Raw genomic sequence first — 26,253 nt, forward strand, 5'->3', positions numbered from 1 at the left:
ACAACTTAAAAATTAATATTAACTAAATGCACTACGGGTTATCAATATCATATTTTTAAGAAGAAATCGCTTCAAAATATTCTTTTTCGATTTGTTCTCTAAAATCTGGATGTGCAATTTCAGCCATTGATTTTACACGTTGTCGAATATTTTTTCCGAATACATTTGCAACACCATATTCCGTTACAATATAATTTACATGCGCTCTTGTCGTCACAATTCCTGCACCTTGTTTTAGGAAAGGTACTATTTTATTTGCAGCTTTTGCTGTTGTTGATGTTAATGCAATAATCGATTTTCCACCTTTACTTAAAGATGATCCGTATATAAAATCAACTTGTCCTCCAACACCAGAAAATATTTGCGAACCAATAGAATCTGCACTTACTTGCCCCGTAACATCTACCTCAATAGCCGAATTAATCGAAACCATTCTACTGTTCTGACTAATCTTCGCAGGATCATTTGTAAAAGAAGCGTCGCGCATTTCTACGCCAGGATTATCATCAATAAAATCATATAACAATTGCGAACCATGCGCCAAAGTTGAAACAATTTTACCTTTCAATAATTTTTTGTGTTCTCCTGTAATCACGCCAGATTTAACCAATGGAACAATTCCATCTGAAAATAATTCGGTATGAATTCCTAAACCTTTATGATTCTTCAAATTATTCAAAACTGCATTTGGAATAGAACCAATCCCTAATTGTAAACAACTTTTATCTTCAATTAATTCAGCAATATAATTCCCAATTTTAGCTTCTTCATCTGTAATATTTCCATTATCCAAGATATCTAACGGTTGATGATGTTCTACTAAATGCGTGATAGTCGAAATATCTAAAATTCCGTCACCAAATGTGCGTGGCATATATTTGTCCACTTGCGCAATAACCACACGAGAAGTCTCAATTGCCGCTCTAATATTCTCCATAGAAGTCCCTAAAGAACAATAACCATGCGAATCTGGCTCAGAAATCTGAATTAAAACAACATCAACATTCAATTGAGTTCGAATAACTTTTCCCATTTCGCTAAAGAAAATCGGTAAATACGAACCATTTCCTTCTTTTATCGTGTGACGCACATTAGCGCCTAAGAAAAAAGAATTCACAAAAAAAGAGTCTTTATAAGCAGGATTTGCATATTCTGCATTTCCACTTGCATGAATATGACAAAACTCTACATCTCTCAATTCATGGGCTCTCTTCGATAATTCTGACACCAAAAATGTAGGCGTAACTGCAGCTGCATGAACGTAAACACGTCACCAGATTTGATTTCTTTTACAGCTTCTGTTGCAGAAGTATATTTCATAAGTAGATTTTAATAATCGTGCAAAATAAAGGCTTTGATGCTTTATAAAAAACGATATTTTTCATCAAAATCTAATCAAATTTTATTCCTAATAATTTAAGTTGTAGTTTGCGTTTTTCTTGATAAAAATTATTCATCAAAAAAGTCGATAGAACGACGATAATTATAAAAAAATAACCTTCTGCGAGCTTCTAAATCATTGACACGAATCGACGAAACATCATCAATCTGAAAATACAAAGAGCCTTCGTCCGTTCCTTCCGAACCAATACATTTTAACTCGAAATCATCTTCAGTTAAATTCCGAATAAAACCTGCAAAACGACTATTGTTATTTAATTGAATACGTGATACATATTCGGTTTGATCATTTATTTCGCCTAAAATTTGACGAACCCAATTTTCTTCTGCTGTTGCATTAAATGTGATTGGATTTTCTTGATCCAAATCGGTGTGATGTTCTTTCAAATAATTGAGACATTTGCAGTAATCATCAACATCTATTCGACTAATTTTGAAATAAGGTTCGATTAAAATTCCATCTTTTTTACCATATTTCGAAATGTGTTGCATCGTAAAAAATTCGTCATTAAAATCTAAAATATATCCAGCCCAAAAATTGTCTCCTTCGGGATCATTGTAAACGGCAATAATTGATTGATTTTCTTTTGAATGTTGTAATATTTTATAGAAGTTAGAATTCATATTTCTTTGGGTTAAAGACTCAAATTACGAATCTTTGTGGATAAAAAAAAGGTTCTTGATTATTTCAAAAACCTTTTCTTACTATTAATTTGCTTTTCGGAAAATCGAAGCTTCATAACTTAATGATTGCCAATCTCCTTTTTGCAGATTATCTAATTTTATTTTTTTGTAGATATTTTCTTCTCCCGCAACTGTTATTGTAAATTGTGTACGATCTAAAATATTTTTTTCAGTAATTGTATAATTAATATCAAATTTCTTTTTTGTCAATTTCTCCACAATTGGTTTTAAATAAGCAATCGCAGCTTCAGAACTTTTGAATTGTTCGTTTTGTGGAAATTGCACATCAAAATATCCTTCGTATGTAAAATCTGGCTCTGTAATAATCAAATTATAAGGATCAGCAAACAAAGCAGGACGCTGTTTTTGATATTCTTTTTCGGTTTTATATTGACGTTTTTCTTCTTTATAAATCAACGGATATTTATCAGCAAGAACAGCTAATTTATCGGCATCATAAGAATATGGAATTCCATCGTGAAAAACATTGTACAACGCAGGATTCACCAACCATTGATCGACAATTTTCTTATCTTTTACCATATAAATCATCACTCCATTATCTTGTGCTTGAAAAGTAGACGATTGATATCCGTACTCCAAAATTGGTTTTCCTAATTGTATAGCCGCAGCATTTTCTAACATAAAATTAAATTTCTCATAAGCCTTTGTTTCATCGCTTAAAGGAGCCATTCCATATACTTTTGTCGAAGCATCTACATTTTTATCATTAATCATAGAGGTTACTTGCGCTGTTGCAAAATTTGCAAGAACAACAGTGGCTGTAAGTAAAATTTGTTTTATCATGTATTGTATATCTTTATTTTAATAATGTGTTCCAAATTTATTGATAAATTTCGATAGTTATCTTACCTGATTGCGTAATACTTCCGCGATACATTCCGGCAGTGTTAAAAGGAAAACTTGCTTGACCATTTTTATCTAAAATAATCATTCCGCCATCGCCACCTAAATCACCAATTTTTTTGATAACCTCTTCACCAGCTTTTTTCGAAGAAAGTTTTTTGTAATTCATCAAAGCCGCAACATCATATGCCGCAACAGCTTTTATAAAATATTCACCCCAACCTGTACTCGAAACACCAACTTCGCTATTTGCATAGGTTCCAGCACCAATAATTGGCGAATCGCCTACTCGACCAAAACGTTTATTTGTCATTCCACCAGTCGAAGTTCCTGCCGAGATATGACCTTTATTGTCCAAAGCAACTGCTCCAACAGTACCAAATTTTTCGTCAACAAAATTGAATGGAACATACGCTTGTGTTTTAGCATCATGGTCTAATTCCATTTTTTCTTTATCCTTTTCCAAAACTTTTTGAAGAGAATTCCAGCGTTCCTCAGTTTTAAAATAACTTGGATCAACAATTTCTAAACCTTGAGTTTGAGCAAATTCTTCTGCTCCTTTTCCAACCATCATCACATGAGCAGAATTTTGTAAAACAGCTTTTGCTGCTAAAATAGGGTTTTTAATCGTGGTAACTCCAGCCACAGCTCCAGCTTGCATTGTATTTCCGATCATCAACGAAGCGTCTAATTCATTTTTACCTTCATGTGTAAAAACTGCTCCTTTTCCAGCATTAAACAAAGGCGAATTTTCCATTACTTTTATAGCCTCTATCACCGCATTTTCACTTTCGCCACCTTGTTTGATGACTTCATAGCCTTTTGTCAAAGATTCAGCTAAAGCATCTCGGTACGCTTTTTCCTTTTCGGGTGTCATATTTTTTTTCAAAATTGTACCAGCACCACCATGAATTACCAAAACAACTTTGTCTTGTTTCGTTTGTGCATATGTCGTCATCGTCAAAACGGATAAGATTAAACCAACTATTTTTTTCATGTGTAAAATTTTATTCAACGCCTAAAAATAGAAAAGTTTATAGAAATTAACTATTTTTAGCATTGAATTTGATAACGAAATATCAACAACTGTTATTAAACAAATAAATACCTATGAACTCTAATAAACACTATCTCTCTAATAACATTTTATTGCAATTAGCTTTTATTGCAATTATACTTTTAGTTTTTGGATTAATTACCAAAAATTTATTGGCTTTTTTTCCAGGTTTTCTTGGTGCTTTGTGTTTGTACGTTTTGCTCCTGAATCCTTTGCAATGGTTAGTTAAAGTAAAAAAATGGAACAAATTAGGAAGTGTAATCTTTTTAATGATTAGTAGTGCAATTCTAATTATAGGACCTCTTTATTTATTAATTCAAATGTTAACGAATAAGGTTATGGTGCTATTAAATGACACAGCTCAAATTAAAAAAGATGTCAATAAAATTATTGAAATGTTGCAAACCAAATTTCATATTGATGTTTTTAGTGCGACTAACATTGAAAAAATAACTCAAGTTGGAGGGAAATTATTAGAAAAAACACTGAATGCTTCAATGGATATGACAGTTCAGTTGGGGGTTGCTTTCCTTATTTTGTATTTTATGTTGATGAATCATCAAAAACTTGAAAATTGGTTTTACAGAACTATTCCGCTTAAAACAAGTAATTTAGTGAAGATGAACAAAGATTTGAAAGATTTGGTCATTTCTAATGCAGTAGGTATGCCGTTAACAGCCTTTCTACAAGCAATTATTGCCTACATTGGATATCTTATTTTTGGAGTTGATGATGCCTTTACATGGTTTATTCTAACGATTTTTGCGGCGATGTTACCAGTAGTTGGAGCAGCCTTAATTTACGTTCCTTTGGCATTATTTTTATTAGCAATCGGTGATACAGGACAAGCGATCGGATTATTGATTTATTGTTTTGTTATTGTTGGATTATCAGACAATTTGATTCGTTTAGTTTTACAGAAAAAAATGGCGGATGTTCATCCATTAATTACTATTTTTGGAGTAATCGTTGGAATAAATTTATTCGGATTTATTGGAATTATTTTCGGACCAATCTTATTTTCAGTATTCTTTTGGTTAGTCAAATTGTACAAATACGAATTTATTGATCCAAATCCAGAAGATTAATTATTATTAAAAACCAATTAAAAATGAGTATAGAAAACTTTAAATTCTTTAAGCCTTTAGAACAACGTTGGAGCGATTTTGATCCAATTGGTCATGTAAATAACGTATTTTATTTCGAATATTTTCAGACTGGTAGAGCTTATTATATGATGGCTTCGAGCAAAAAATGGCATTGGACGCGTCACATGTTTGTTATTGCGCATATGGAAGCAAGTTACCAAAAAGAATTACGTCCAAATGCGATAGAACCTCGTATTGGTGTGCGTGTATCAAAATTAGGAAACAAGAGTTTCGATTTCGAATATATTGTCACAAGTAAAAGCGAAAATGGCGAAGATGTTATTCATTGTATCGGAAAAAGTACGCAAGTGATGTACGATATGGAAGAGAAAAAATCAATGGAATTGCCAGATTGGGTAAAAAATGATTTTAAGAATTACGAAGGTAATCTTTAGAAAATAATCCTAAAAAAATACAACAGTAGTTAAGTCTTTTCATTAGATAATGATTAGATTTAACTACTTTTTCTTTTTAAACTCGTTGCGTTATGAAAAATTTGTTTTTAATGCGTCATGCAAAAAGTAAATGGAACGAAAATGTTTCAGATCAATTTCGTTCTATCACAGAGATTGGTGAATTCAAAACGAAGAAAGTAGCAAATTATATTCATCAAAATTTTGAATTGAAATTTGATCAAATATTTTCGAGTAAAGCAGTTCGAGCAAAAGAAACTTCTCAACTTGTCAAACCTATTTTGTTTCCCAATCAAACCATTCATATCGAAGATGATTTGTATACGTTTTCGCATTATTTATTGGATAAATGGATTAGAAATTTAGACAATGAATTACAAAATGTTCTTATTTTTGGACATAATCCTGCGTTTACAGATATTACCAATCAGTTAGGAAATGAAATGATTTACAATCTTTCGACTTCTGGATTTGTCTGGATACAGTTTGATTCGGATAATTGGAAATCAATAGAAAAAGGAAAAACTATAAAAATAATTTTACCTAAAGAAATTAAATGAAAAAATATATAAACCGCGAAATCAGTTGGCTTTCTTTCAATGCGCGCGTGTTGCAAGAGGCTTCTGACGAAACAGTTCCGTTGTTAGAACGAATTCGTTTTTTAGGAATTTATTCGAACAATTTAGATGAATTTTATTCGGTTCGATATTCTACAATTTTGCGCTCGATACAGTTCAAAGATGTAGAAATTGTTTATCAAAATATTGTACCAGATCAAACGGACGAAGAATTGATCGATGAAATCAATGAAATTGTGCGTCAGCAGCGAGTCCAGTACGATGATTTGCATAATCAATTATTCAAAGAATTAGAGAATCACAATATTTTTGTGATAGATGATACATCGATTCCTGAGAATTATTTAGAATTTATTTCCGAATATTTTTACAACGAATTTATTCATACGGTTGGAGTTTTTATTTTAGATGATATTAAAAAAGCACCGCCTTTACGCGATGGATCGTTCTATTTAGCGGTGAAAATGCAATTAAAAGACAAAGTTCAATATGCACTTTTGATTGTTCCAACGCATTTATTTTCGCGTTTTATTGTGCTTCCAAAGTATGATCAAAATACGTATGTCATGTATTTGGAAGACATTATTCGTTTTCATTTGAAAGATATTTTCAAAATGTTTGATTTCGAAACAATTGAAGCACATTCCATCAAAATTACACGAGATAGCGAACTTGATTTTGATAACGATTTAGAACATAGTTTATTAGAAAAAGTCATCAATAGTTTAGAAAATCGTAAAAAAGGTGTTCCTGTCCGATTAGTTTATGATGCTGAAATTGCACCAGATACGTTGAAATTTTTCTTGAAAAAATTACGATTAGATGAATATGATAGTATCAATCCGGGAGGAAAATATCACAACAAACGAGATTTGATGAGCTTTCCAAGCTTTGACATTCCAAATTTAACGTACGAAAAAATAAAACCAATTATTCAGAAAAAACCTTTTGAATATAACAGTTATTTTCAGGCTTTTACGGAAAATGAGGAAATGATGATGGCGCCTTATCACGATTATTCTTTGTTGTTAAAATTTCTTCGAGAAGCTGCAATTGATCCTAAAGTAACCAAAATAAAAATTACAATTTATCGTGTTGCAAAGGATTCGCAAGTGATGCATTCGTTGATAAACGCAGCGATGAACGGAAAAGAAGTAACAGCTGTTTTGGAACTTCGTGCGCGATTTGATGAATCCAATAATGCGATGTGGTCGAAAAAATTGCAAGAAGCTGGTGTGAATGTTATTTTTGGAGTTCCGGGACTGAAAGTACATTCAAAAATTGGTTATATCGAACGTAAACCAGAAGGAATGTTGGCACAGAAATATGTGTTTATCAGTACAGGAAATTTTCATGCAGGAACAGCAAAAATTTATACAGATTATACATATTTCACAACTAATCCGGGAATAACAAAGGATGTTGAACAGATTTTTAAATTTTTTGGAGCTAATTACTTGAACTTAACGTACAATCATTTATTGGTTTCACCTTATGGAACACGTAAAAAAATTGTCAAGATGATTAAACGAGAAATCAAAAATCATCAAGCTGGTTTACCTGCAGAAATCAATATGAAACTGAACAGTTTAAGCGATAAACAAATCATTGATTTATTGTACAAAGCTTCTCAAAAAGGAGTAAAAGTTCGCTTGGTTGTGCGTGGAATAAATTGTTTGATTCCTGGAGTTAAAAATCTTTCCGAAAATATTGAATGTGTCAGCGTTATTGATAAATTTTTGGAACATCCACGTGTGTATTGGTTTAAGAATGCGGGCGATGACAAAGTTTATATTTCATCGGCAGATATGATGGAACGTAATTTGGATAATCGTGTGGAAGTTGCGTGTCCGATTTACGATCATAAATTCAAAAAAATTGTTATGGATACGTTTAATTTGAGTTTTGAAGATAACGTAAAAGGTCGCCAAATAACGGCTGAATCTTCTTTGGAATACAAACGAAATAATAAAAAACCAAACCGCTCTCAGTTTACGACCTACGAATATTTTAAAAAATTAAACGAACAAGAAAATGAAGATTAGAAAATTAGGAGCAATAGATATTGGATCTAACGCCATGCGATTGTTGATTAATTATGTTTACGAAAAAGAAGGTCGTGCGCCAATTTTTAATAAAACCAGTATTGTGAGGATGCCAATTCGTTTGGGACACGACGTTTTTATTGATGGACAAATTTCCGAAACAAATATAAATCGTATTTGTGATGCTATGTTGTCTTATGCATTAATGATGAAGGTTTATGATATTGAAATCTATAAAGCTTATGCAACTTCTGCCATGCGCGAAGCAAAAAACGGAAAAGATGTTGTAAAAAAAGTGATGAAAAAATCTGGAATTAACATCGAAATTATTGATGGAAAAACCGAAGCTGAATTACTTTTTAATACTGAATTAGGTGATTTTATACAAGACGAAAAAATCTATTTGTATGTAGATGTTGGTGGTGGTAGTACCGAATTAACGTTATTAAAAGATAATAAGGTTTTTACGTCAAAATCCTTTGAAGTAGGAACTGTACGTTTGTTGGAAAATAAAGTTTCACCAAATACTTTTAACGAAATGAAACAATGGATTCACGAAAACATTGGTGATGATGAAGTCGAATTAATTGGTTCTGGTGGAAATATTAACCATGTATACAAATATTCAGGCGTAAAACTGGGAATGCCTTTGAGTAGTGTTTATGTCAAAAAACATTATCAAATTTTACAAACGATGACTGCTGAAGAACGTATGCAGAATTTCAATATGAAACCCGACCGTGCTGATGTAGTGGTTTATGCCATGGAAATTTACAACAATGTACTAAAATGGTCGCATGCAAAGAAAATTCATGTTCCGAAAATTGGACTTTCGGACGGAATTATTCGAAAAGTATATAAAGATTTAGAAAAATAAATACTTCTATTATAAGGTCAGATTAGTCTGGCCTTTTATATTAGTTAAATCGATTATAAAATACAAATTTTTTCTTTAAAATGTATTACTTAATTTAGTTTCTCAATTAATTAATACAATATATAATGAAGAAAAATTTAACGCTGATATTTTCTGCGTTTCTTTTATCTATGTCTGCTTATGCCCAAACGGCAGAGCAAATTGTAGATAATTATGAAGCAAAGGCAATAGCAGGTAATGTTGAGTACAAATTTGCTCAAACAATCAATGATGATCTTAATCAAAGGGTTTACACACAAAGAACTTTCCAAGGTATTCCAATTTATAACAGTTATTCAACATATATAATAAAGGATAAACAGGTTATTTCTAAAACTTCATCAGAAAATTTTAATATATCATTAAAGAATGCAGATATTTCTCCATCTTTAAATTTTAACGAGGCTTTAAATAAAGTAGCTCAATCAGAAGGATTAAAATCTTTTTCAGATTCAGAAATAGACCAAAATGGCGTATATTTTTCGAAAGATGATTCTTCAGAATTGGTTTATTATATTAATGAACAAAACCAAGCAATTTTAAGTTATGCATTTAGTTATCAATTGGTAAAAGATAACCATAATGATATCATTCATGTTATTGTTAACGCAATGAATGGTGCAATTTTAGAAAAACATAACAACACATTAAGCTGTGGTTTTGATCATGGAGCTTTTCATAATGAGAATTTAGCTACATTTAATAAAGCTGATTGGGATTGGTTATATGCAGATGTTAAAAATGTAGCATCACCACAATACAATGTTTACCAATTACCTTTAGAAGCTCCTAATCGTGGAGGAAGATCATTTGCTGATCTTTCTGTTTCAAATGCAACTGCATCACCGAATGGTTGGCATAACACAGCAGAATCAACTGTAAAAACAAGAACAGAAGGAAACAATGTAAGAGCTGTTAGAGATCATGACTCTAAAGGATATCAGACTTATAATTCTATATTAAATAGAGTAACAATCAAAGATACTGATTATGCTGATGGAGGAAATGATCTGAATTTTGATTTCCCTATGAATCTAGATAATCATCCTTATACAAATTGGGAAGCTGCTACTACAAATTTGTTCTATATGAACAATATGATGCATGACATTTTCTATAATTATGGTTTTACAGAAGCAAATGGAAATTTTCAAAAAGTCAATTTTGATAAAGGAGGTACAGGTAATGATGATGTTGTAGCCTTGGCACAAACAGGAGTGTCGTTAGGGTACACTAACAATGCTACTTTTGCTACACCTGCAGACGGAAGATCTCCAAGAATGGCAATGTACTTATGGAATAAAACTCCAGAACCATTAATTATTAATAGTCCTGCTAACATAGCTGGTAGTTATCAAGCTACTGTTCCTACTTGGGGAGGTACATTAACTTCTACTGCTTTAACTGGAGATCTTGCCTTAATTGTAAAAAGTGAAACAACAGGTACGCCTTATGATGGTTGTGGGACAATCACAAATGCTGCAGAAGTAAATGATAAGATAGCAATTATATACCGTGGAGATTGTTCATTTGCTATAAAAGTAAAAAATGCTCAGAATGCTGGAGCTAAAGCTGCTATTATTGTAAATAATGTAGATGGGATGATTAATATGTCTGGAGATGATACAACAATTACAATTCCAGCAATTTCTATTAGTAAAGCAGATGGAGATGCAATTATGCAAGAATTGCAAAATAAAGTAGTCGTTAATGGATCTTTATTAAAACCAGATGAATCATTTATTGATGGAAGTTTAGACAACGGAATTATTGCACATGAATATGGACATGGAATTTCTAATCGCTTGACTGGTCCAATCACAAATGCTAACTGTTTGAATAATCTTGAACAAATGGGTGAAGGTTGGTCTGATTTCTTTGGATTGATGATTACTCAATTGCCATCTGATATAAGTACTACTAAAAGAGGAATAGGAACATTTGCTGTAGGTGAAAAGAAAGAAGGTGTTGGAATTCGTCCTACAGTTTATTCGACTGATATGACAGTTAATCCTGCTAGATATGGGTTCTTAAAAACTTATGGTGATTCAGATTCTCCTCACAATACTGGTTACGTATGGGCTTCTATGCTTTGGGATTTAAACTGGAAAATGGTTAATAAATATGGTTTCTCTCCAGATTTATATAATGGTAAAGCTGGTAATAATATGGCTATACAATTAGTAATGACAGGTCTTAAATTACAACCTTGTTCTCCAGGATTTGTAGATGGACGTGATGCTATTCTTAAAGCTGACGAACAATTAAATAATGGAGTTAATAAGTGTGAGATTTGGGAAGCATTTTCAGCTCGTGGTTTAGGTTATAGCGCTAAACAAGGAAGTTCTAACAGTAGAACAGATGGAACAGAAGCTTTTGATATGCCACCAGTTGAAGAGTTAGAATGTAAACTAGCTACTTCTGATGTTAAACAATCTACTTTCCAAATGTATCCTAATCCAGCTAAGGATGTAGTTTACATTGTTGATAAATCTATTAAAAATGATATCAAAGTTGATATTGTTGATATGACAGGTAAAGTTGTTTCAACTTCTAATGTAAAATTTGATGGTCAAAAAGGAACAGTTTCCACTGATAATTTACCAAAAGGTATTTACATCTTAAAATTTGAAACAGATAATGGAACTATTACAAAAAAATTGATTAAAAACTAAATTTTAGTTTCAAAATAAATAAAACTAAAAATCCATCTCAATTTTTGAGATGGATTTTTTAATTTGGTTTAGATAAGTAATATCGGTTTAGGTTGTTTTGATAAACTGGTTAGATTTATCAAAATAGCTTTTTAGTTTGGTTGTTGGTTAGTAATCTTAAAAGCATTACAAACGATGTTGTTTGTTGATTCAAATGTCTTGAATAAATACTAAACTAAAAAATGTAGACTATCATCAAAGTGTCTACAGGTAGTAAAAAATAAATCTAAGTAGTAAACAAAATGTATTGATTTAAAACATTGTTAATTTATTTTAAATCAGTTGTTTAAATTTTATTATTTCGGAATTTATAAAATTGTTTAAAGAATTTATATAGTTTCTCTAAAAGGAATTTCGAGTTGAGTTCCGAATTTTTTTTGATTATTGGATAAATTTGAAATAGCAACACCTAATAGTCGAACAGGTTTTTCTGAGGAGTAACCTTCAGTTAATAAATCATAACAAATTTGATCAAAAAGGTCTCTATTTTTAATTGGAAATGAAGCTGATTTACTTTTTGTAGTAACCGAAAAATCATTGTGTTTTATTTTTACAGTTATTGTTCTTCCATAAATTGATGTTTTTAAGGAAAAGTTCCAAACATCTTCCATTAGTGGAAATAAAGCGATTTGCATTTCTTCTAATGTTTCTAAATCTTTGCTAAAAGTTGTTTCTGAACCAGATGATTTTCGCAATCGAGTTGGATTGACTTCTCTAAAATCTAATCCTCTTACAATATTGTAATAGTATTTACCAGATTTTCCGAATTCGCGTAAGAGTTTTTCTAATTCTAGGTTCTTCAAGTCTAAACCTGTATGAATACCCATCATTTGCATACGTTCGGCAGTTACTTTTCCAATCCCATGAAATTTTTTGATTGGTAATTGATCAATAAAACTTTCAGACATTTTAGGTGTAATCACATAAAGTCCATCAGGTTTGTTATAGTCCGAAGCAATTTTAGCTAAAAATTTATTGAACGAAACACCTGCTGAAGCAGTCAAATTTGTTCGTTCTTTTATTTTTTGTTTGATTTCGTTTGCTATATCAGTTGCAATTTCGATGTTTTTATGGTTAATTGTTACATCCAAAAAAGCTTCATCCAAAGATAAAGGTTCAACCAAATCAGTATATTCAAGAAATATTTCACGAATTTGATTTGAAACTTCTTTATAAACTTGAAATCGAGGTTTTACAAAGATTAATTGCGGACATTTACGTTTTGCAACAACCGAAGACATTGCTGAGCCGACGCCATATTTTCTGGCTTCGTAGCTGGCTGTCGCAATCACACCACGTTCTTCATTTCCGCCAACAGCAATGCATTTTCCTCTTAATTCGGGGAAATCTCGTTGTTCAACAGAAGCAAAAAAAGCGTCCATATCGATGTGAATAATCTTACGCTGCATTTTGCAAAATTACTCGCTTTATTTTAAATGATACTCCTGAATAAAGTTTTTTAAGTTTTTCTTATCGGCAACAATTGTCAAATAATCTCCCAATTCAATCGCTACATTTCGATCAGGATTATGAATCATTTTACCATCTCGCTCTATCGAAACCACAATTCCTTTTGCCGTATCTTTTACCCAACCAATCGATTTATGCTCCAAAACACAAAAATCATTTGGAATAACTACTTTATCCAACGTAAAGTTATCTGTATTTTTAAGATCATTATTTTCTGGAGGAGTTTCACCAATAATTTGCAAATACTTCTCAAATCGTTGAATATGTTCATCCGTTCCAATAATTCCAATTTTATCGAAAGGATATAAAACTGATTCAGAATTTGGAGTCTGAATGATTCGGTCCCCACGTTTGATATAGGCAATATTGATCTGAAATTTTGTTCGCCAATCCAATTCACCCAAAGTAACACCTATAAAATTCGCATTTTGTGGAACAATCATATCGGAAATATGAGTGTTATCCCAAGTATATTGAAATTTATCTTGTTTCTTTTTCTCTTCAATTTTTTTAGTCAAAATTTCACGTTCATTTAAGTTATAAATGAATTTTGTTTGAATATAATTGTAAAATTGATTGAAATATTTTGAAAGAAAATACATGGTAATCAATAATCCAATAACCAAAATAATTGAGGCAATTGTACTTGAGAAAAATTGATTATAAATAAAGATTACAGCAACTACAACTAAAGTTAAACGGATAGAAATAATCGCAATAATTGGTGCACGATTGTAATTAGATTCATCCCAAAACTCTCTAATAATTTCTCTTTTTGGTCGATTTCCAATAATTGCCCAAATAAATGGAATACACAATACAAATGTCAATGTAAGGCTGACCAAACTTGCACCAAAATAGGTAAACCAATCGGTTAATAAGAATAAAACGTAGCTTTTGATAATCAATGTGATGGCGATAATGATTATTCCATTGATAAAAATTGTCGAAACGGTTTGTTTGATGATTTTATTCCATTTATTTTCATTTTGAATATGTTGAGTATCAGATGAATAATTTTCAACACCTTGAATGAATTTTTGCGGAAGAATTTTTTCCAATAAAGTATAAACTTTGTCCGATGATTTAATTAAATAAGGTGTTGTAAATGTTGTAATTGCTGAAACACCGACTGCAACAGGAAACAAGAAGTCGCTTGTTACACCAAGAGAAAGTCCTAAACCAGCAACGATGAAAGCAAATTCACCAATTTGTGCCATACTCATTCCTACTTGTACGGATTGTTTTAGCGGTTGTCCTGAAATTATAGCACCTAAAGTGGTAAAAATTAACTTTCCGAAAATCGTCAACAAGGTCACAATCAAAATTGCCCATTTGTGTTCATACATCGAAACGGGATCGATCATCATTCCAATAGAAATAAAGAAAATTGTTGCGAACAGATTTTTTACAGATTGAAAATTATGTTCAATTTTTTCGGCATAAACAGTTTCAGCTAAAATAGAACCCATTACAAAAGCACCTAATTCTATCGAAAAACCTGCGCTATCAGCAATGTAAACCATTCCAAGACATAATCCAATTGAGATAATTAATAAGGTTTCATCATCTAAATAATTTTTGATAGAACGTAAAAAAGTTGGAATAATAAAAATTCCTCCAATAAACCAAACCGCTAAAAAGAAACCTAATTTAACGAAAGAATTAATCATTTCTGCTCCGTTAAAATGCTGGCTAACAGCCATTGTAGAAAGCATAACCATCAATAAAATGACCACAATATCTTCTACAATTAAAATTCCGAAAACGACATTCGCGAATTTTTTTCGTTTTAAACCTAATTCATCAAACGCCCTAATAATAATGGTTGTAGAAGAACTGGCTAATAAACCGCCGAGGAAAATACTGTCCATTGTAGACCAATTCATAAATCGACCAACAAAATAACCAACGGTTACGATGCAAATAATTTCAACAATTGCAGTGATGGAGGCAGAGCCACCAACATTGAGCAATTTTTTGAAACTAAATTCTAATCCAAGACTAAAAAGTAGAAATATAACACCAATTTTTGCCCAAATCTCCACATTATGTTCTTCTGCAACAGATGGAATATATTCGAAATGTGGTCCAACTAAAAAACCAGCAATAATATAACCTAAAACAAGAGGTTGGTTGATACGTTTGAAAATAAGCGTCGTCACAGCGCCTACACATAGAATTAATCCAAGATCGGTAATAAGTTTTGGCAGGTGTTCTTCCATAAATTGCGTTTATTTTTTACTAATTTAATGTTTTTTAATGGATAAAATACTGCTTAATATTCGATTAAATTTTAATTTCTCATAATAAAAAACTCACTAATTTATCTGAATTAGTGAGTTTGTATTTAATAGTATGAATTTTTTATAATGATATTTTTGCTAAATAAGAATCTCCTTCGGTTTTTATTTTTGTACATTTTAGTTTATGATATTCGCACGCATTTTTTAACGTATCAAAATCCAAATACAACCATTGAATAGGTTCTTCTTGCTCACCTTTATAATGAACCGTAAAATCTAACTCACCGTAGTAATTTCCATTACTTGGAATCCATTTTCCACCATCTTCGTCTTCATCAAACATATAAATAATGTCGGTTCCATCAATCAAAACTTGACCATTTTCGGTTAATAAATTTTTAATTTTATCCAAGAAAACATTGATTAAAACTAAATTCTGAAAAATTCCAGTTCCATTCATCAAAAATAGAATCGTATCAAATTTCTCAGCTTCATTGATTTCAAGGAAATTCTGAACTTTTGCATTTTTAATTCCTCTCAACAAACAAGCTTCAATCGCTTTTGGAGAAATATCAATCGCTAAAACATCTGAACTTTTTTCTTGCAAATAAAGTGAATGAGAACCCGCTCCACAACCTACATCCAATATTTTTCCTTTTGATAAATCTAATGCTTTTTGTTCCAAAATTGGCATATCATCATACTTTCGAAAAAGATAATCAATTGGCATCACATCCAACTCTGAAATTGATGTTTCGGTATAGAGATCTTCGGGCGAATGATTGGTTTGATAATCTAAAATTGCCTGTCCGAAAAGGTCTTTCATGTTATTTTTATTTTTATGTTCTGATTAATACAGAAACTTTTATTTATTATTTTTTGCTAAAATTGCCTCAACAATTTGCTCTGCATGTACGCGCGAATTTTCAATAAACCAAATATTCGTCAACATCCCGCCACAAACAACGCCTGCCAAATATAAACCATCTACATTTGTTTCCATCGTTTCGGGATTGTAAGTAGGCGTTTTCAATTCATCATCACTGAAAGTTATACCACAATTTTCCAAAAAATTGAAATTCGGATGATAACCTGTTAAGGCTAAAACAGTATCATTTTCAATTGAGATATCACCTTCTGGCGTTTGGATATGAACTTGATTTTCGTCAATCGATGTAATATTTGAGTTGAAATAAGCTTTGATACTTCCTTCTGCAATTCGATTTTCGATATCAGGACGAACCCAATATTTTAGTCGATGCGTAAAACCTTCGCCACGAATCACCATTGTTACATTGGCACCTTTTCGATAACATTCTAAAGCTGCATCAACAGAAGAATTATTCGCTCCAACAACCACTACGTTCTGAAAAGAATAAGGGTGAGCTTCCTTGTAATAATGATGAACTTTTGGCAAATTTTCACCTTCAATATTCATTAAGTTTGGAATGTCATAAAAACCAGTTGCAAGGACTATATTGTTAGTTGAATAGTTATTTTTTGATGTTTTAACTTCGAAATGATTTGTTTCAACTTTATTAATCGTTTCAACTTCTTCGTATAGATTTAGATTGAATTTGAAATATTTATGAATGTTTCGATAATATTCTAACGCCTCTTGTCGACCAGGTTTTGGCGCAATACAATTGAATGGAATTTCTCCAATTTCTAATCGTTCGGCAGTCGAAAAAAATGTCATATACAAAGGATAGTTGTACAAACTATTTGTCAAAGCACCTTTTTCAATAATTAAATAAGAAAGATTGTTTCTTTTCGCTTCTATTGCACAAGCCAAACCAATTGGCCCAGCACCTACAATTATCAAATCATATTGTTCTTTCATCAAGCAAATTTACGGATAATCAGTTCGGTAATCTTTATGATTTTCACCAATTTTTATAAAAATAATGTTTAACTATTTGGATTAACGAAATATATTAATAATTTTGTTTGACAATTTTGTCAAAATAAAAAAGCCGCACAGATATGAAAGACGATACAGAAGAATTAATCAAAGAAACAGCGAAAAGAATGTTTTTTGGTGAAGGTAGATTTCATGCAACAACGCAAGAAATAGCTGATGAAGCGAAAGTGAATAGAACGATGATTAATTATTATTTCAGATCGCGAAACAATTTAATTAGTATTATTTACGAAGAAGCTACGCGAGTAAGTAATGAAAAATCGCGTGCTATTTTTGATAGAAATCGTGATATCAAAGAAATGATTGGCGAATTTATAGAGGATTCTATTGCAACATCAATCAAGTATCCATATTTGGAAACTTACATCGTTACCGAAATGAATAAAAATAATACAATGTGTTCTAAGTTAATGAAAGATGATTTAGATGTAGTTGTAAATGTTTTTTACGAAAGATTAGAGGAAGAAATGGAAAAAGGAACGATTAAAAAGATGGAGCCACTTCAGTTTTTGTTAAACATGATTTCATTGGTTAATTATCCATTTACAATTCGTCCGCTACTTCAATTGGATTTGAAATTGAGCGACGAAGATTTCAAACGTATTCTTTCTGATCGAAAAGAAATTATTCTCAATACACTTTTTAATAATTAATATATCAATGAAAAGGTTAAAACAATTACTTTCTATAGCGATTGTAGCGTTGATGAGTTCTGCTAATGCCCAAGAAATTATTGCACTTAAAGATGCAGTAAATTTTGCATTAGAAAATAAAGCTGATGCTAAACGTGCGAATTTGGCTATCAAAAAAGCAGAATATAAAATTGATGAAGCTAGAGCAGGAGCTTTGCCACAGGTTAGTGCAAATGCAGGATTACAGTATAATCCAATTGTGCAAGAAACTGCACTGACAATGGGAGGGCAAACAACTATCATTAAAATGGGACAACCATGGAATTCGAGTTTGGGAGTTACGGTTAATCAAAATATTTTTGATCAGCGTGTTTTTACAGGACTTAAAGCAGCAAAATCTACACGTGAATTTTACCAAATTAATGCGGATTTAACAGATGAACAAATTATAGAGCGAGTAGCGAATGCGTATTATCAAGTTTTTATTCAAGAAGAGAAATTAAAAACAATTGATAAAAGTTACGAAAACACGAATAAAGTTCGCAATGTTATCAAAAGTTTAGTGGATAATGGATTGGCAAAGCCTATTGATTTAGACCGAATAGTTGTACAATTAAATAACATATCTTCATCTCGCCAACAATTGGTAAATGCAGTAGAAATTAACAAGAATGCATTGAAATTTTATATGGGTTATCCAATAGAACAGCCAATTACGTTGACAGAAGAAACAATCACACCGAATTTAGTTTTGTTAGAAGATCAAATTAATGTAGAAAATAGAACAGAATTTAAAGTATTGTCAAAACAAAAAGAATTGTTAGGTTTTGCAAAAGAAGCTGAACGTGCAAATCTTTATCCAACTGTTGGTTTGGCTGGTAATTATGGATTGCAAGGTTTTGGTGAAAAATTTATTACTTCAAAAACTTATACATGGTCAGATTTAGCTTCGATTGGCTTGAGTGTAAAAGTTCCGATTTTTTCTGGAGGAGCTACAAAAGCAAAAATAAATCAAGCTGAAATTGATTTGTTGGATATCGAAGAACAAATGAATGACACAAAACTTGGTTTGAGTTTGGAATATCAAAATGCAAAAGCGCAAATAGAAAATGCGTTAAAAAGTGTCGATATTCAAGAAGAAAATGTATCGTTGGCAGAAAAAGTACTTGCAAATACACAAAATAATTACCAACAAGGTTTAGCTAATTTGACAGAAATTTTAGACGCTGAAAATGCGTTGACAGATGCTAGAAATAATTACTCAAATGCTTTGTTAGAATATAAAATTGCCGAAATCGCATTAATCAAAGCAAAAGGAGATTTAAAAATATTAATTCAATAATAGAACCGATTTATGAAATCAGTAAAAACTTTACTTTATATATTAATTGCTGCTGGCTTGATTGGTGGAGCAGTTTACATCATCAAAAATAACAAAGCGAAGCAAGAAGAGGAAGTTGCGATTGTAAATGCTAGTAACGATGAGGTTGTGGTAAATACAATTAAAGCAAAATACGAAAGCTTAAATACAGATTATACGTCAAACGGAACGTTTGCGCCATTTCAGGAAATGAGTTTTCCTTCGGAAATTTCTGGTCGAATTGTACGTGTTTTGGTTGATGAAGGGAGTTATGTTTCTGTTGGTCAAACATTGGCGACAATCAAAAAAGATGCGATTGAAGTTGATGTTACGCAAGCACAAAATAATCTTCAAAATGCAATTGTTGATAATCAACGTTACGAAAATGCGTATAAAACAGGCGGTGTAACAAAGCAACAATTAGATAATTCGCGTTTGCAATTAAAAAATGCAAGAGCAGCGGTTTCTGCGCAAAATTTACGTGTGCGTGATACGAATGTAAAAGCTACAATTTCTGGTGTAATCAACAAACGTTACATAGAGCCAGGATCTGTTGTAGCACCAGGTTCTCAAATGTTTGATATCGTTAATGTGTCAAAATTAAAATTACAAGTTACAGTAACAGAAGCTGAGGTTGTCAATCTTAAAGTTGGTCAAACAAACAAAGTGTTGGCGAGTGTTTTTCCAGATCAAGAATTTGCAGGAAAAATTTCTTTTATCGCGCCTAAAGCAGATGCTTCATTAAATTTCCCTGTGGAAATTCAGGTTTCGAATAATTCTGGTTTAAAAGCTGGTATGTACGGAACGGCAGTATTCTCGACAAAAGATGATGTAAATGCAGGTAAAAATGTATTGGTTGTTCCAGCAAATGCTTTCGTAAATGGAATTAGTTCTGGACAAGTTTTCGTGGTTGAAAATAATACAGCAAAATTAACGAAAGTTGTGATTGGGAAAACGGTTGGAACTGAAGTTGAAATTATCAGCGGATTAAAAGATGGAGCTGAAATCGTAACAAGTGGTCAGATTAATCTGAAAGATGGAACGAAAGTGAAAGTTGTAAAATAAGAGTAGTTTTTCCATGAAAATAGCAGAAATATCAATTAAACGTCCATCGATGATTATCGTGTTATTCACGATATTGATTTTAGGAGGATTGTTTAGTTATACGCAAATGGGATATGAATTAATCCCAAAATTCGAAACAAATGTTGTAACAATTTCAACAGTATATCCTGGAGCTTCTCCAAACGAAGTTGAAAATTCTGTTACCAAAAAGATTGAAGATGCTGTTGCAGCATTGGAAAATGTAAAAAAAGTTGAATCAAAATCATATGAAAGTTTATCTGTTGTATCTGTTACTTTAAATGCCGGAGCAGATGCAGATTTAGCTTTAAATGATGCTCAACGTAAAATAAATGCAATCGAGAAAGATTTACCAGATGATGTAGATCCGCCTTCGTTGACGAAATTCTCGTTAAGTGATTTACCTATTATTACAGCTGGTGTTACTTCTGATAAATTAACAGATAAGGCATTGTATGATTTATTAGATAAAAAAATAGAACCCGTTTTATCTCGTGTAAATGGTGTAGCACAAGTAAATTTGATTGGTGGGCAAGAAAGAGAAATTCAGGTTAGTATAGACCCCTTAAAATTGAAAGGTTATGGCTTATCTGTTCCTCAAGTTCAGCAAGCTATTTTAAGTTCAAATTTAGATTTCCCAACAGGAAGTGTAAAAACACGTGAAAACTCTACAATTATTCGTCTTTCTGGAAAATATAAATCAGTTGATGAATTAAATAATTTGGTAATTTCTTCGAATAATGGAATTCAAGTTCGTTTATCGGAAGTTGCTTTTGTGCAAGATTCTCAGAAAGAAGTAGAAAAAATTGCACGTGTTAATCAGAGTTCTGCGATTATTGTTCAGGTTGTAAAACAATCAGATGCAAATGCTGTTGCAGTTTCTGAATTAATGCGAACAACAATAAAAAAAGTAGAAGAAGATTACAAAACAGAGGGATTAAAAATTCAAATAGTTAATGATACTTCAGATTTTACATTAGCTGCTGCTGATCACGTAATTTTTGATTTGGTTCTAGCTGTTGTTTTAGTTGCTGTAGTAATGTTATTGTTTTTGCACAGTATTCGTAATGCGTTTATTGTAATGGTATCTATTCCAGCATCATTAATAGCTACATTTATTGGGATGTATTTAATGGGATATACTCTAAACTTAATGTCGCTTCTTGGTTTGTCGTTAGTTGTTGGTATTCTAGTGGATGATGCAATTGTAGTTTTAGAAAATATTTATCGCCACATGGAGATGGGAAAATCGAAAATTAGAGCATCATACGACGGAGCAAAAGAAATTGGATTTACCGTAACTGCGATTACATTAGTAATTGTTGTGGTTTTCTTACCAATTGCAATGAGTACAGGTTTGGTTTCTAACATTATTTCTCAATTCTGTGTTACCGTAGTTATCGCAACCTTATTATCCTTATTGTCGTCGTTTACGATTGTACCTTGGTTGTCATCTCGTTTCGGAAAATTAGAACATATCACGGGGAAAAATATTTTCGAAAAATTTATTCTTTGGTTCGAAAAACAATTAATGAAATTTACCCACTTCATTTCTGATATGTTAGAATGGTGTTTAAAATCAACTGTTCGAAGAATTGGTGTTTTTATTGGAGTTTTCATTCTTTTATTCGGAACAATTGCTATCTTAATGGGAGGAAAATATATCGGTGGTGAATTCCTCCCTAAAACAGATAAAGGTGAATTCCTAGTTCAAATAGAGTTACCAAAAGATGCAACAATAGAGGAATCAAATTTTATGACGCAAAAAGCAGAAAAGTTTTTACGTGATAAAAAAGAAGTTGTTGATATGATTACAACTGTTGGTCAAAGTTCCGAAGGATTTGGAGCAGCACAAGCAACAGCTTATAAAGCAGAAATAGACGTTATTTTAAATGATAAATCAGAGCGTGAAGACAATTCATATATTTATGCGGCAAAAGTAAAACGCGAATTAGAAAAAGAATTAGTTGGTGCTAAGGTTAAAACTGTTCCAGTTGGTTTGATTGGAGCGGAACAAGCGCCAATAGCGTTGGTTGTGACAGGTCCAAATTTAGAAAGCGCCATGAAATTTGCTGAATTAGCAAAACACGAATTAGAACAAATTAAGGGTTCTTCGGAAGTGAAATTAACGACAGAAGCCGGAAATCCTGAAATTAATGTGCAAGTTGACCGTGATAAAATGTCTGCTTTAGGATTGAATTTACAAACAGTTGGTTTAACCATGCAAACTGCTTTCTCTGGAAATACAGATGGTAAATTTAGAGCGGGTGAATACGAATATGATATTAATATTCAGTACAATGATTTTAATCGTTCGAATATTGATGATGTTCGTAGCTTAATTTTTGTAAATGATAAAGGACAACAAATTCGATTAGATCAATTTGCAACGGTTATGCAAAGTTCAGGTCCAAGTTTCTTAGAGCGTCGTGATAAAACGCCTTCTGTAACGGTTCAAGCACAATCGGTTGGTCGTACAACGGGTGATATTGTAACTGATTTCAAGGAAAGTTTGAAGAAAATTGACAATAAGAAACCAACTGGTGTTTCTTATGTTTGGGGTGGAGATGAAGAAAATCAATCCGAAGGTTTTGGTACATTAGGTTATGCATTATTAGCTGCAATTATCTTGGTTTATTTGGTAATGGTTGCTTTGTACGACTCGTTTATTTATCCTTTCGTGGTTTTGTTTTCGATTCCATTATCTTTAATCGGAGTTTTCGTAGTTTTAGCATTAACAAATAATTCATTGAATATCTTCACGATTCTCGGAATGATTATGTTGATTGGTTTGGTGTGTAAAAATGCGATTTTATTGGTCGATTTTACAAATCATAGAAAAGAAGCTGGCGAAACAACGCACAATGCTTTGGTACAAGCCAATCATGCACGTCTTCGTCCAATTTTAATGACAACTATCGCCATGGTTTTTGGTATGATTCCAATTGCATTAGCAGAAGGAGCAGGAGCAGAGATGAACAACGGTTTGGCATGGGTAATTATCGGTGGATTGGTTTCCTCATTATTCCTAACCTTAATTATTGTTCCTGTGGTTTATTCATTATTCGATAGTGCAATTCGTCGATTCTCAAAAGGAGAAAAAGTAGATTATGAAGCAGAAATGGTTGCAGATTATGAAGCGCGACAAATAAAAGAAGAATGGGAAGAGTAATCTTTCGTTTTAGATATTTAATACTTGAAGTCGCTCTATATTTGGAGCGACTTTTTTAATTTTTAACTATAATTAGTGAGTTTTAGACGAATTAAAACGTTTATTTTTGGCGTAATATTAATTGAGACTTTCTAAAAAATGAAAAAACTATTTTTATTGACAACATTCTTTATGGTGTCAGCACTTTTTGCTCAACAAGCGACTAATACGTTAGAAGGCGTTTTTACAACAAAAGCAAAAGATGAATTATATAATCCATTGAAATTTGATGGAAAAGGAAGAGTAACAATCGGTGAATTTGATGAGGTTGGTTACGAATTTACAGAACGCAATGATTCGGTTATAATATTTGTCGAAAAAACGGTTTTTATCTTCAAAAAAGAGAAAAATCAATTAAAAGGAATTTCAGATTGGGTGGATAAAAAAGTGTATAAATCAAATTTGAAATCTTTCGAAAATAAACCTCAATCAGATTCTAAATTAGCACAACGTGCAAATTGGATGGCTCAGAATTATGATATCAATTTTAAAAATAATGCAAGCTATTTATTTGATTTTGATGAAGAAAGTTTAATTAAAAAATTAAAAGAAAATGAAGCTGCAAATGCAAAATTGTGTAAAGAAGGTTTTGATGAAAGTTGTAAAGTAGTTTTTGCCTATAAATTTGCTGAACAATCTGGTGGTGTTTTCGAGACATTAAGTGCAACAGAAGAGTTGAAATTAAAACCTAATAAAGAGTTACAGCAATTGGCCCAACGTGTATTAGATTTAGGAAATCCAGATGGATACGGATTATTTTATACGTATTACTATTTTACAGGAGAAAAGGAAAAAGCGGAAGAGTTTTTACAAAAAGGATTAGATTTAGGATCTAAGTATTGTACAGAGATTTCATTAAATTCAGCTTTAAGTGAATTTGGAGAAGGCTTACAATCGGAAGTAGAAGAATCAGAAGATTAATTCGAACAAATTATCATATAAAATAAAAGCTCAACATTAGTTGAGCTTTTTGTTATTTAGTCAATAAATATTTTGCAACAGCATGATAAGCTGGTAACGAATACGGGTCGTTCGCACTATTCGATGCAACCGGATTGGAAGCAAATCGCACAATAACCATTTCCGCTTTTGGATCAACATAAATCGCTTGACCATGAACGCCACGCGCCATAAATGCTTGATGCTCATTATTCGTTACCCACCACATATCTTTGTAGCTCCAGCCTTTTAGAAGTTTATAATTTGCCTTTTCAAAAGCTTTTTGATTTCCTCCTTTTTTGATTTCCTCAACCAATTTTTTAGGCAAAATTTGATGATTATTAAAGTAACCATTGTTTCTTATCATTTCTCCAAACATCGCTAAATCTCGAAGGTTTGCATTAAAACCACCTCCTGCAAAAGCAATTCCAGCACCATCAATCTGGTAATATCCATCAAAGTTTGTTCCCAATGGTTCCCAAAATTTTTCAGATAGAATTTGAGCCAAAGGTTTATTCAATACTTTTGTAATAATCCAACCCATCACATCAGTATTCACCGTTTTATAACCAAAAGCTTCACCATGTTTACCATTTTTCTTGACTGTTTTCAAATAATCATAATAATTTGTAGGTCCATTATAATTAGCAGGTTTAGGAAAAGGATTTCCAGCAGCCGAAAAAGCCCACACTTCAGCATTCGGATCGCTGTAATCTTCACTATATTGCAAAGCAGTTGTCATATCCAAAACTTGACGAATCGTAGCATCACCAAAAGCTGAGGTTTTCAATTCAGGAATATAATCACTACATTTTTTATTCTCATCTAGAATACCTTCGGCAACTAACATTCCGCCTAAAGTTCCTGTCAAGGTTTTACTCACAGACATCAAGGCATGAGTTCCATTTTTGTTTAGTTCTCCAAAGTAATTCTCATAAACAATAGCACCTTTGTGTAAAACAATAATTCCATCGGTATAATTTTTTTGCAAAGATTCTTTCCATGTCATAGTTTTTTTACTTTCTAAAGGAGTGAAAGTCACATTATCAATGGATTGATCCAATTTAGTTTTCCAAGTATATCTGTTTTCTTGTGCCGAAGCGACATTTACAGTTGGGAAAAATTCGCGCATATGACAAACGCTATATCGTAAAGCTGGAAAGTTAAAAAAGCTACCATCTATAGCGGACAAAATATCTTCTTTTGCAGGTGGAAACCCTTTTATCCAATTAAAATTCTTTGGATCCGATTGTTCTGCAGTCAAAAATTGTTGTCCATAACTCATTTGCGTCATCACTAAAATTAAACAAACTAATATTTTTTTCATAGTTGTACTATCTATTTGGTTGATAAATGAAGTAGAGGAGAAGCTTGCTTCTCAAATTTACGAAAACCATTTTAAACTTTTTTATTTTAACGTATACTAATAATTCCGCTTTCGCGAAATTCCTCCCGAGTCGTTAACCACAAAGTACCTGCTGTTGCTTTGTTTTAATCAGCAAATCATCATCGTCTAATCATTTCTGTAGTAAAAATTAAAATGTTTTGTAATCTTCCCCTTGTTA

General features: G+C 31.9%; 19 protein-coding genes and 1 pseudogene. 11 read left to right on the plus strand and 9 right to left on the minus strand.

Annotated features, from left to right (window positions below):
* Nucleotides 1-55 precede the first annotated feature (55 nt).
* The 4 genes and pseudogenes from B3R94_RS01090 to B3R94_RS01105 all read right to left on the minus strand — a co-directional run bounded on the left by B3R94_RS01090 (nucleotide 56) and on the right by B3R94_RS01105 (nucleotide 3,949).
* Nucleotides 56-1,320: pseudogene (locus B3R94_RS01090) on the minus strand (acetyl-CoA hydrolase/transferase family protein).
* Between the two features lie 129 nt (nucleotides 1,321-1,449).
* Entirely contained in the window at nucleotides 1,450-2,025 is a 576-nt protein-coding gene (locus B3R94_RS01095) for a hypothetical protein (protein ID WP_125348839.1), read from the minus strand.
* Between the two features lie 84 nt (nucleotides 2,026-2,109).
* Nucleotides 2,110-2,892: a hypothetical protein gene (locus B3R94_RS01100; RefSeq protein ID WP_114999766.1), complete on the minus strand. Its 783-nt coding sequence runs from the start codon at nucleotides 2,890-2,892 to the stop codon at nucleotides 2,110-2,112.
* Between the two features lie 37 nt (nucleotides 2,893-2,929).
* Complete coding sequence (locus tag B3R94_RS01105) at nucleotides 2,930-3,949, minus strand: isoaspartyl peptidase/L-asparaginase family protein (RefSeq protein ID WP_114999768.1); 1,020 nt, start codon at nucleotides 3,947-3,949, stop codon at nucleotides 2,930-2,932.
* A gap of 113 nt (nucleotides 3,950-4,062) precedes the next feature.
* Here B3R94_RS01105 and B3R94_RS01110 point away from each other — a divergent pair, with 113 nt between their 5' ends.
* The 6 genes from B3R94_RS01110 (at nucleotide 4,063) to B3R94_RS01135 (ending at nucleotide 11,784) form a co-directional block, all read left to right on the plus strand.
* Nucleotides 4,063-5,097: an AI-2E family transporter gene (locus B3R94_RS01110; RefSeq protein WP_291098046.1), complete on the plus strand. Its 1,035-nt coding sequence runs from the start codon at nucleotides 4,063-4,065 to the stop codon at nucleotides 5,095-5,097.
* Nucleotides 5,098-5,120: 23 nt separating this feature from the next.
* On the plus strand, nucleotides 5,121-5,552 hold the full coding sequence (locus B3R94_RS01115; RefSeq protein ID WP_280061708.1) for an acyl-CoA thioesterase: 432 nt from the start codon (nucleotides 5,121-5,123) through the stop codon (nucleotides 5,550-5,552).
* A gap of 92 nt (nucleotides 5,553-5,644) precedes the next feature.
* Entirely contained in the window at nucleotides 5,645-6,130 is a 486-nt protein-coding gene (locus tag B3R94_RS01120) for a SixA phosphatase family protein (RefSeq protein ID WP_291098050.1), read from the plus strand.
* Nucleotides 6,127-8,193 (plus strand): polyphosphate kinase 1, encoded by a 2,067-nt coding sequence (gene ppk1 / locus B3R94_RS01125; protein WP_219034771.1) that lies wholly within the window; start codon nucleotides 6,127-6,129, stop codon nucleotides 8,191-8,193. Before B3R94_RS01120 ends, ppk1 begins: the two co-directional genes overlap by 4 nt.
* Nucleotides 8,183-9,070: a Ppx/GppA phosphatase family protein gene (locus tag B3R94_RS01130; RefSeq protein ID WP_291098053.1), complete on the plus strand. Its 888-nt coding sequence runs from the start codon at nucleotides 8,183-8,185 to the stop codon at nucleotides 9,068-9,070. The genes ppk1 and B3R94_RS01130 overlap by 11 nt, the downstream gene beginning before the upstream one ends.
* A 125-nt stretch (nucleotides 9,071-9,195) precedes the next feature.
* Nucleotides 9,196-11,784 carry a T9SS-dependent M36 family metallopeptidase gene (locus tag B3R94_RS01135; RefSeq protein WP_291098056.1) on the plus strand — a complete coding sequence of 863 codons (2,589 nt, stop codon included), beginning with the start codon at nucleotides 9,196-9,198 and terminating at the stop codon, nucleotides 11,782-11,784.
* Between the two features lie 368 nt (nucleotides 11,785-12,152).
* On the opposite strand, the gene dinB is transcribed toward B3R94_RS01135, so the two are convergent.
* From dinB to B3R94_RS01155, 4 genes are all read right to left on the minus strand, one after another.
* Entirely contained in the window at nucleotides 12,153-13,232 is a 1,080-nt protein-coding gene (dinB, locus tag B3R94_RS01140) for a DNA polymerase IV (RefSeq protein WP_291098059.1), read from the minus strand.
* An 18-nt stretch (nucleotides 13,233-13,250) separates the two neighbouring features.
* Complete coding sequence (locus B3R94_RS01145) at nucleotides 13,251-15,518, minus strand: cation:proton antiporter (RefSeq protein ID WP_291098062.1); 2,268 nt, start codon at nucleotides 15,516-15,518, stop codon at nucleotides 13,251-13,253.
* Nucleotides 15,519-15,660: 142 nt separating this feature from the next.
* Nucleotides 15,661-16,365, minus strand: a complete 705-nt coding sequence (locus B3R94_RS01150; protein ID WP_291098065.1) for a class I SAM-dependent methyltransferase — start codon at nucleotides 16,363-16,365, stop codon at nucleotides 15,661-15,663.
* A gap of 39 nt (nucleotides 16,366-16,404) precedes the next feature.
* Nucleotides 16,405-17,382, minus strand: coding sequence for a YpdA family putative bacillithiol disulfide reductase (locus tag B3R94_RS01155; protein ID WP_291098068.1), 978 nt, complete (start codon nucleotides 17,380-17,382; stop codon nucleotides 16,405-16,407).
* A 143-nt stretch (nucleotides 17,383-17,525) separates the two neighbouring features.
* Here B3R94_RS01155 and B3R94_RS01160 point away from each other — a divergent pair, with 143 nt between their 5' ends.
* The 5 genes from B3R94_RS01160 (at nucleotide 17,526) to B3R94_RS01180 (ending at nucleotide 24,670) form a co-directional block, all read left to right on the plus strand.
* Nucleotides 17,526-18,116 carry a TetR/AcrR family transcriptional regulator gene (locus B3R94_RS01160; protein WP_280037077.1) on the plus strand — a complete coding sequence of 197 codons (591 nt, stop codon included), beginning with the start codon at nucleotides 17,526-17,528 and terminating at the stop codon, nucleotides 18,114-18,116.
* Nucleotides 18,117-18,123: 7 nt separating this feature from the next.
* Nucleotides 18,124-19,437 (plus strand): TolC family protein, encoded by a 1,314-nt coding sequence (locus B3R94_RS01165; RefSeq protein ID WP_219034224.1) that lies wholly within the window; start codon nucleotides 18,124-18,126, stop codon nucleotides 19,435-19,437.
* A gap of 12 nt (nucleotides 19,438-19,449) precedes the next feature.
* Nucleotides 19,450-20,520, plus strand: a complete 1,071-nt coding sequence (locus B3R94_RS01170; protein ID WP_291098073.1) for an efflux RND transporter periplasmic adaptor subunit — start codon at nucleotides 19,450-19,452, stop codon at nucleotides 20,518-20,520.
* A 13-nt stretch (nucleotides 20,521-20,533) separates the two neighbouring features.
* The gene (locus B3R94_RS01175) at nucleotides 20,534-23,710 is read left to right on the plus strand and encodes an efflux RND transporter permease subunit (protein WP_291098074.1); all 3,177 of its coding nucleotides are present in this window, start codon (nucleotides 20,534-20,536) and stop codon (nucleotides 23,708-23,710) included.
* 138 nt (nucleotides 23,711-23,848) lie between these two features.
* Entirely contained in the window at nucleotides 23,849-24,670 is an 822-nt protein-coding gene (locus B3R94_RS01180; protein ID WP_125350542.1) for a hypothetical protein, read from the plus strand.
* 52 nt (nucleotides 24,671-24,722) lie between these two features.
* On the opposite strand, the gene B3R94_RS01185 is transcribed toward B3R94_RS01180, so the two are convergent.
* The gene (locus B3R94_RS01185) at nucleotides 24,723-26,015 is read right to left on the minus strand and encodes a serine hydrolase domain-containing protein (RefSeq protein ID WP_114999787.1); all 1,293 of its coding nucleotides are present in this window, start codon (nucleotides 26,013-26,015) and stop codon (nucleotides 24,723-24,725) included.
* Nucleotides 26,016-26,253: the final 238 nt, after the last annotated feature.

Source organism: Empedobacter sp. UBA7611 (assembly GCF_002484365.1).
GTDB classification, from domain to species: domain Bacteria; phylum Bacteroidota; class Bacteroidia; order Flavobacteriales; family Weeksellaceae; genus Empedobacter; species Empedobacter falsenii_B.

Bases quoted from the DNA above. Each gene is read 5' to 3' on its own strand.
- B3R94_RS01160 (WP_280037077.1), top strand. From the start codon at position 17,526: ATGAAAGACGATACAGAAGAATTAATCAAAGAAACAGCGAAAAGAATG.
- B3R94_RS01170 (WP_291098073.1), top strand. From the start codon at position 19,450: ATGAAATCAGTAAAAACTTTACTTTATATATTAATTGCTGCTGGCTTG.
- B3R94_RS01105 (WP_114999768.1), bottom strand. From the start codon at position 3,949: ATGAAAAAAATAGTTGGTTTAATCTTATCCGTTTTGACGATGACGACA.
- dinB (WP_291098059.1), bottom strand. From the start codon at position 13,232: ATGCAGCGTAAGATTATTCACATCGATATGGACGCTTTTTTTGCTTCT.
- B3R94_RS01135 (WP_291098056.1), top strand. From the start codon at position 9,196: ATGAAGAAAAATTTAACGCTGATATTTTCTGCGTTTCTTTTATCTATG.
- B3R94_RS01110 (WP_291098046.1), top strand. From the start codon at position 4,063: ATGAACTCTAATAAACACTATCTCTCTAATAACATTTTATTGCAATTA.
- B3R94_RS01095 (WP_125348839.1), bottom strand. From the start codon at position 2,025: ATGAATTCTAACTTCTATAAAATATTACAACATTCAAAAGAAAATCAA.
- B3R94_RS01145 (WP_291098062.1), bottom strand. From the start codon at position 15,518: ATGGAAGAACACCTGCCAAAACTTATTACCGATCTTGGATTAATTCTA.
- B3R94_RS01120 (WP_291098050.1), top strand. From the start codon at position 5,645: ATGAAAAATTTGTTTTTAATGCGTCATGCAAAAAGTAAATGGAACGAA.
- B3R94_RS01100 (WP_114999766.1), bottom strand. From the start codon at position 2,892: ATGATAAAACAAATTTTACTTACAGCCACTGTTGTTCTTGCAAATTTT.
- B3R94_RS01185 (WP_114999787.1), bottom strand. From the start codon at position 26,015: ATGAAAAAAATATTAGTTTGTTTAATTTTAGTGATGACGCAAATGAGT.
- B3R94_RS01115 (WP_280061708.1), top strand. From the start codon at position 5,121: ATGAGTATAGAAAACTTTAAATTCTTTAAGCCTTTAGAACAACGTTGG.
- B3R94_RS01180 (WP_125350542.1), top strand. From the start codon at position 23,849: ATGAAAAAACTATTTTTATTGACAACATTCTTTATGGTGTCAGCACTT.
- B3R94_RS01155 (WP_291098068.1), bottom strand. From the start codon at position 17,382: ATGAAAGAACAATATGATTTGATAATTGTAGGTGCTGGGCCAATTGGT.
- B3R94_RS01130 (WP_291098053.1), top strand. From the start codon at position 8,183: ATGAAGATTAGAAAATTAGGAGCAATAGATATTGGATCTAACGCCATG.
- B3R94_RS01175 (WP_291098074.1), top strand. From the start codon at position 20,534: ATGAAAATAGCAGAAATATCAATTAAACGTCCATCGATGATTATCGTG.
- ppk1 (WP_219034771.1), top strand. From the start codon at position 6,127: ATGAAAAAATATATAAACCGCGAAATCAGTTGGCTTTCTTTCAATGCG.
- B3R94_RS01165 (WP_219034224.1), top strand. From the start codon at position 18,124: ATGAAAAGGTTAAAACAATTACTTTCTATAGCGATTGTAGCGTTGATG.
- B3R94_RS01150 (WP_291098065.1), bottom strand. From the start codon at position 16,365: ATGAAAGACCTTTTCGGACAGGCAATTTTAGATTATCAAACCAATCAT.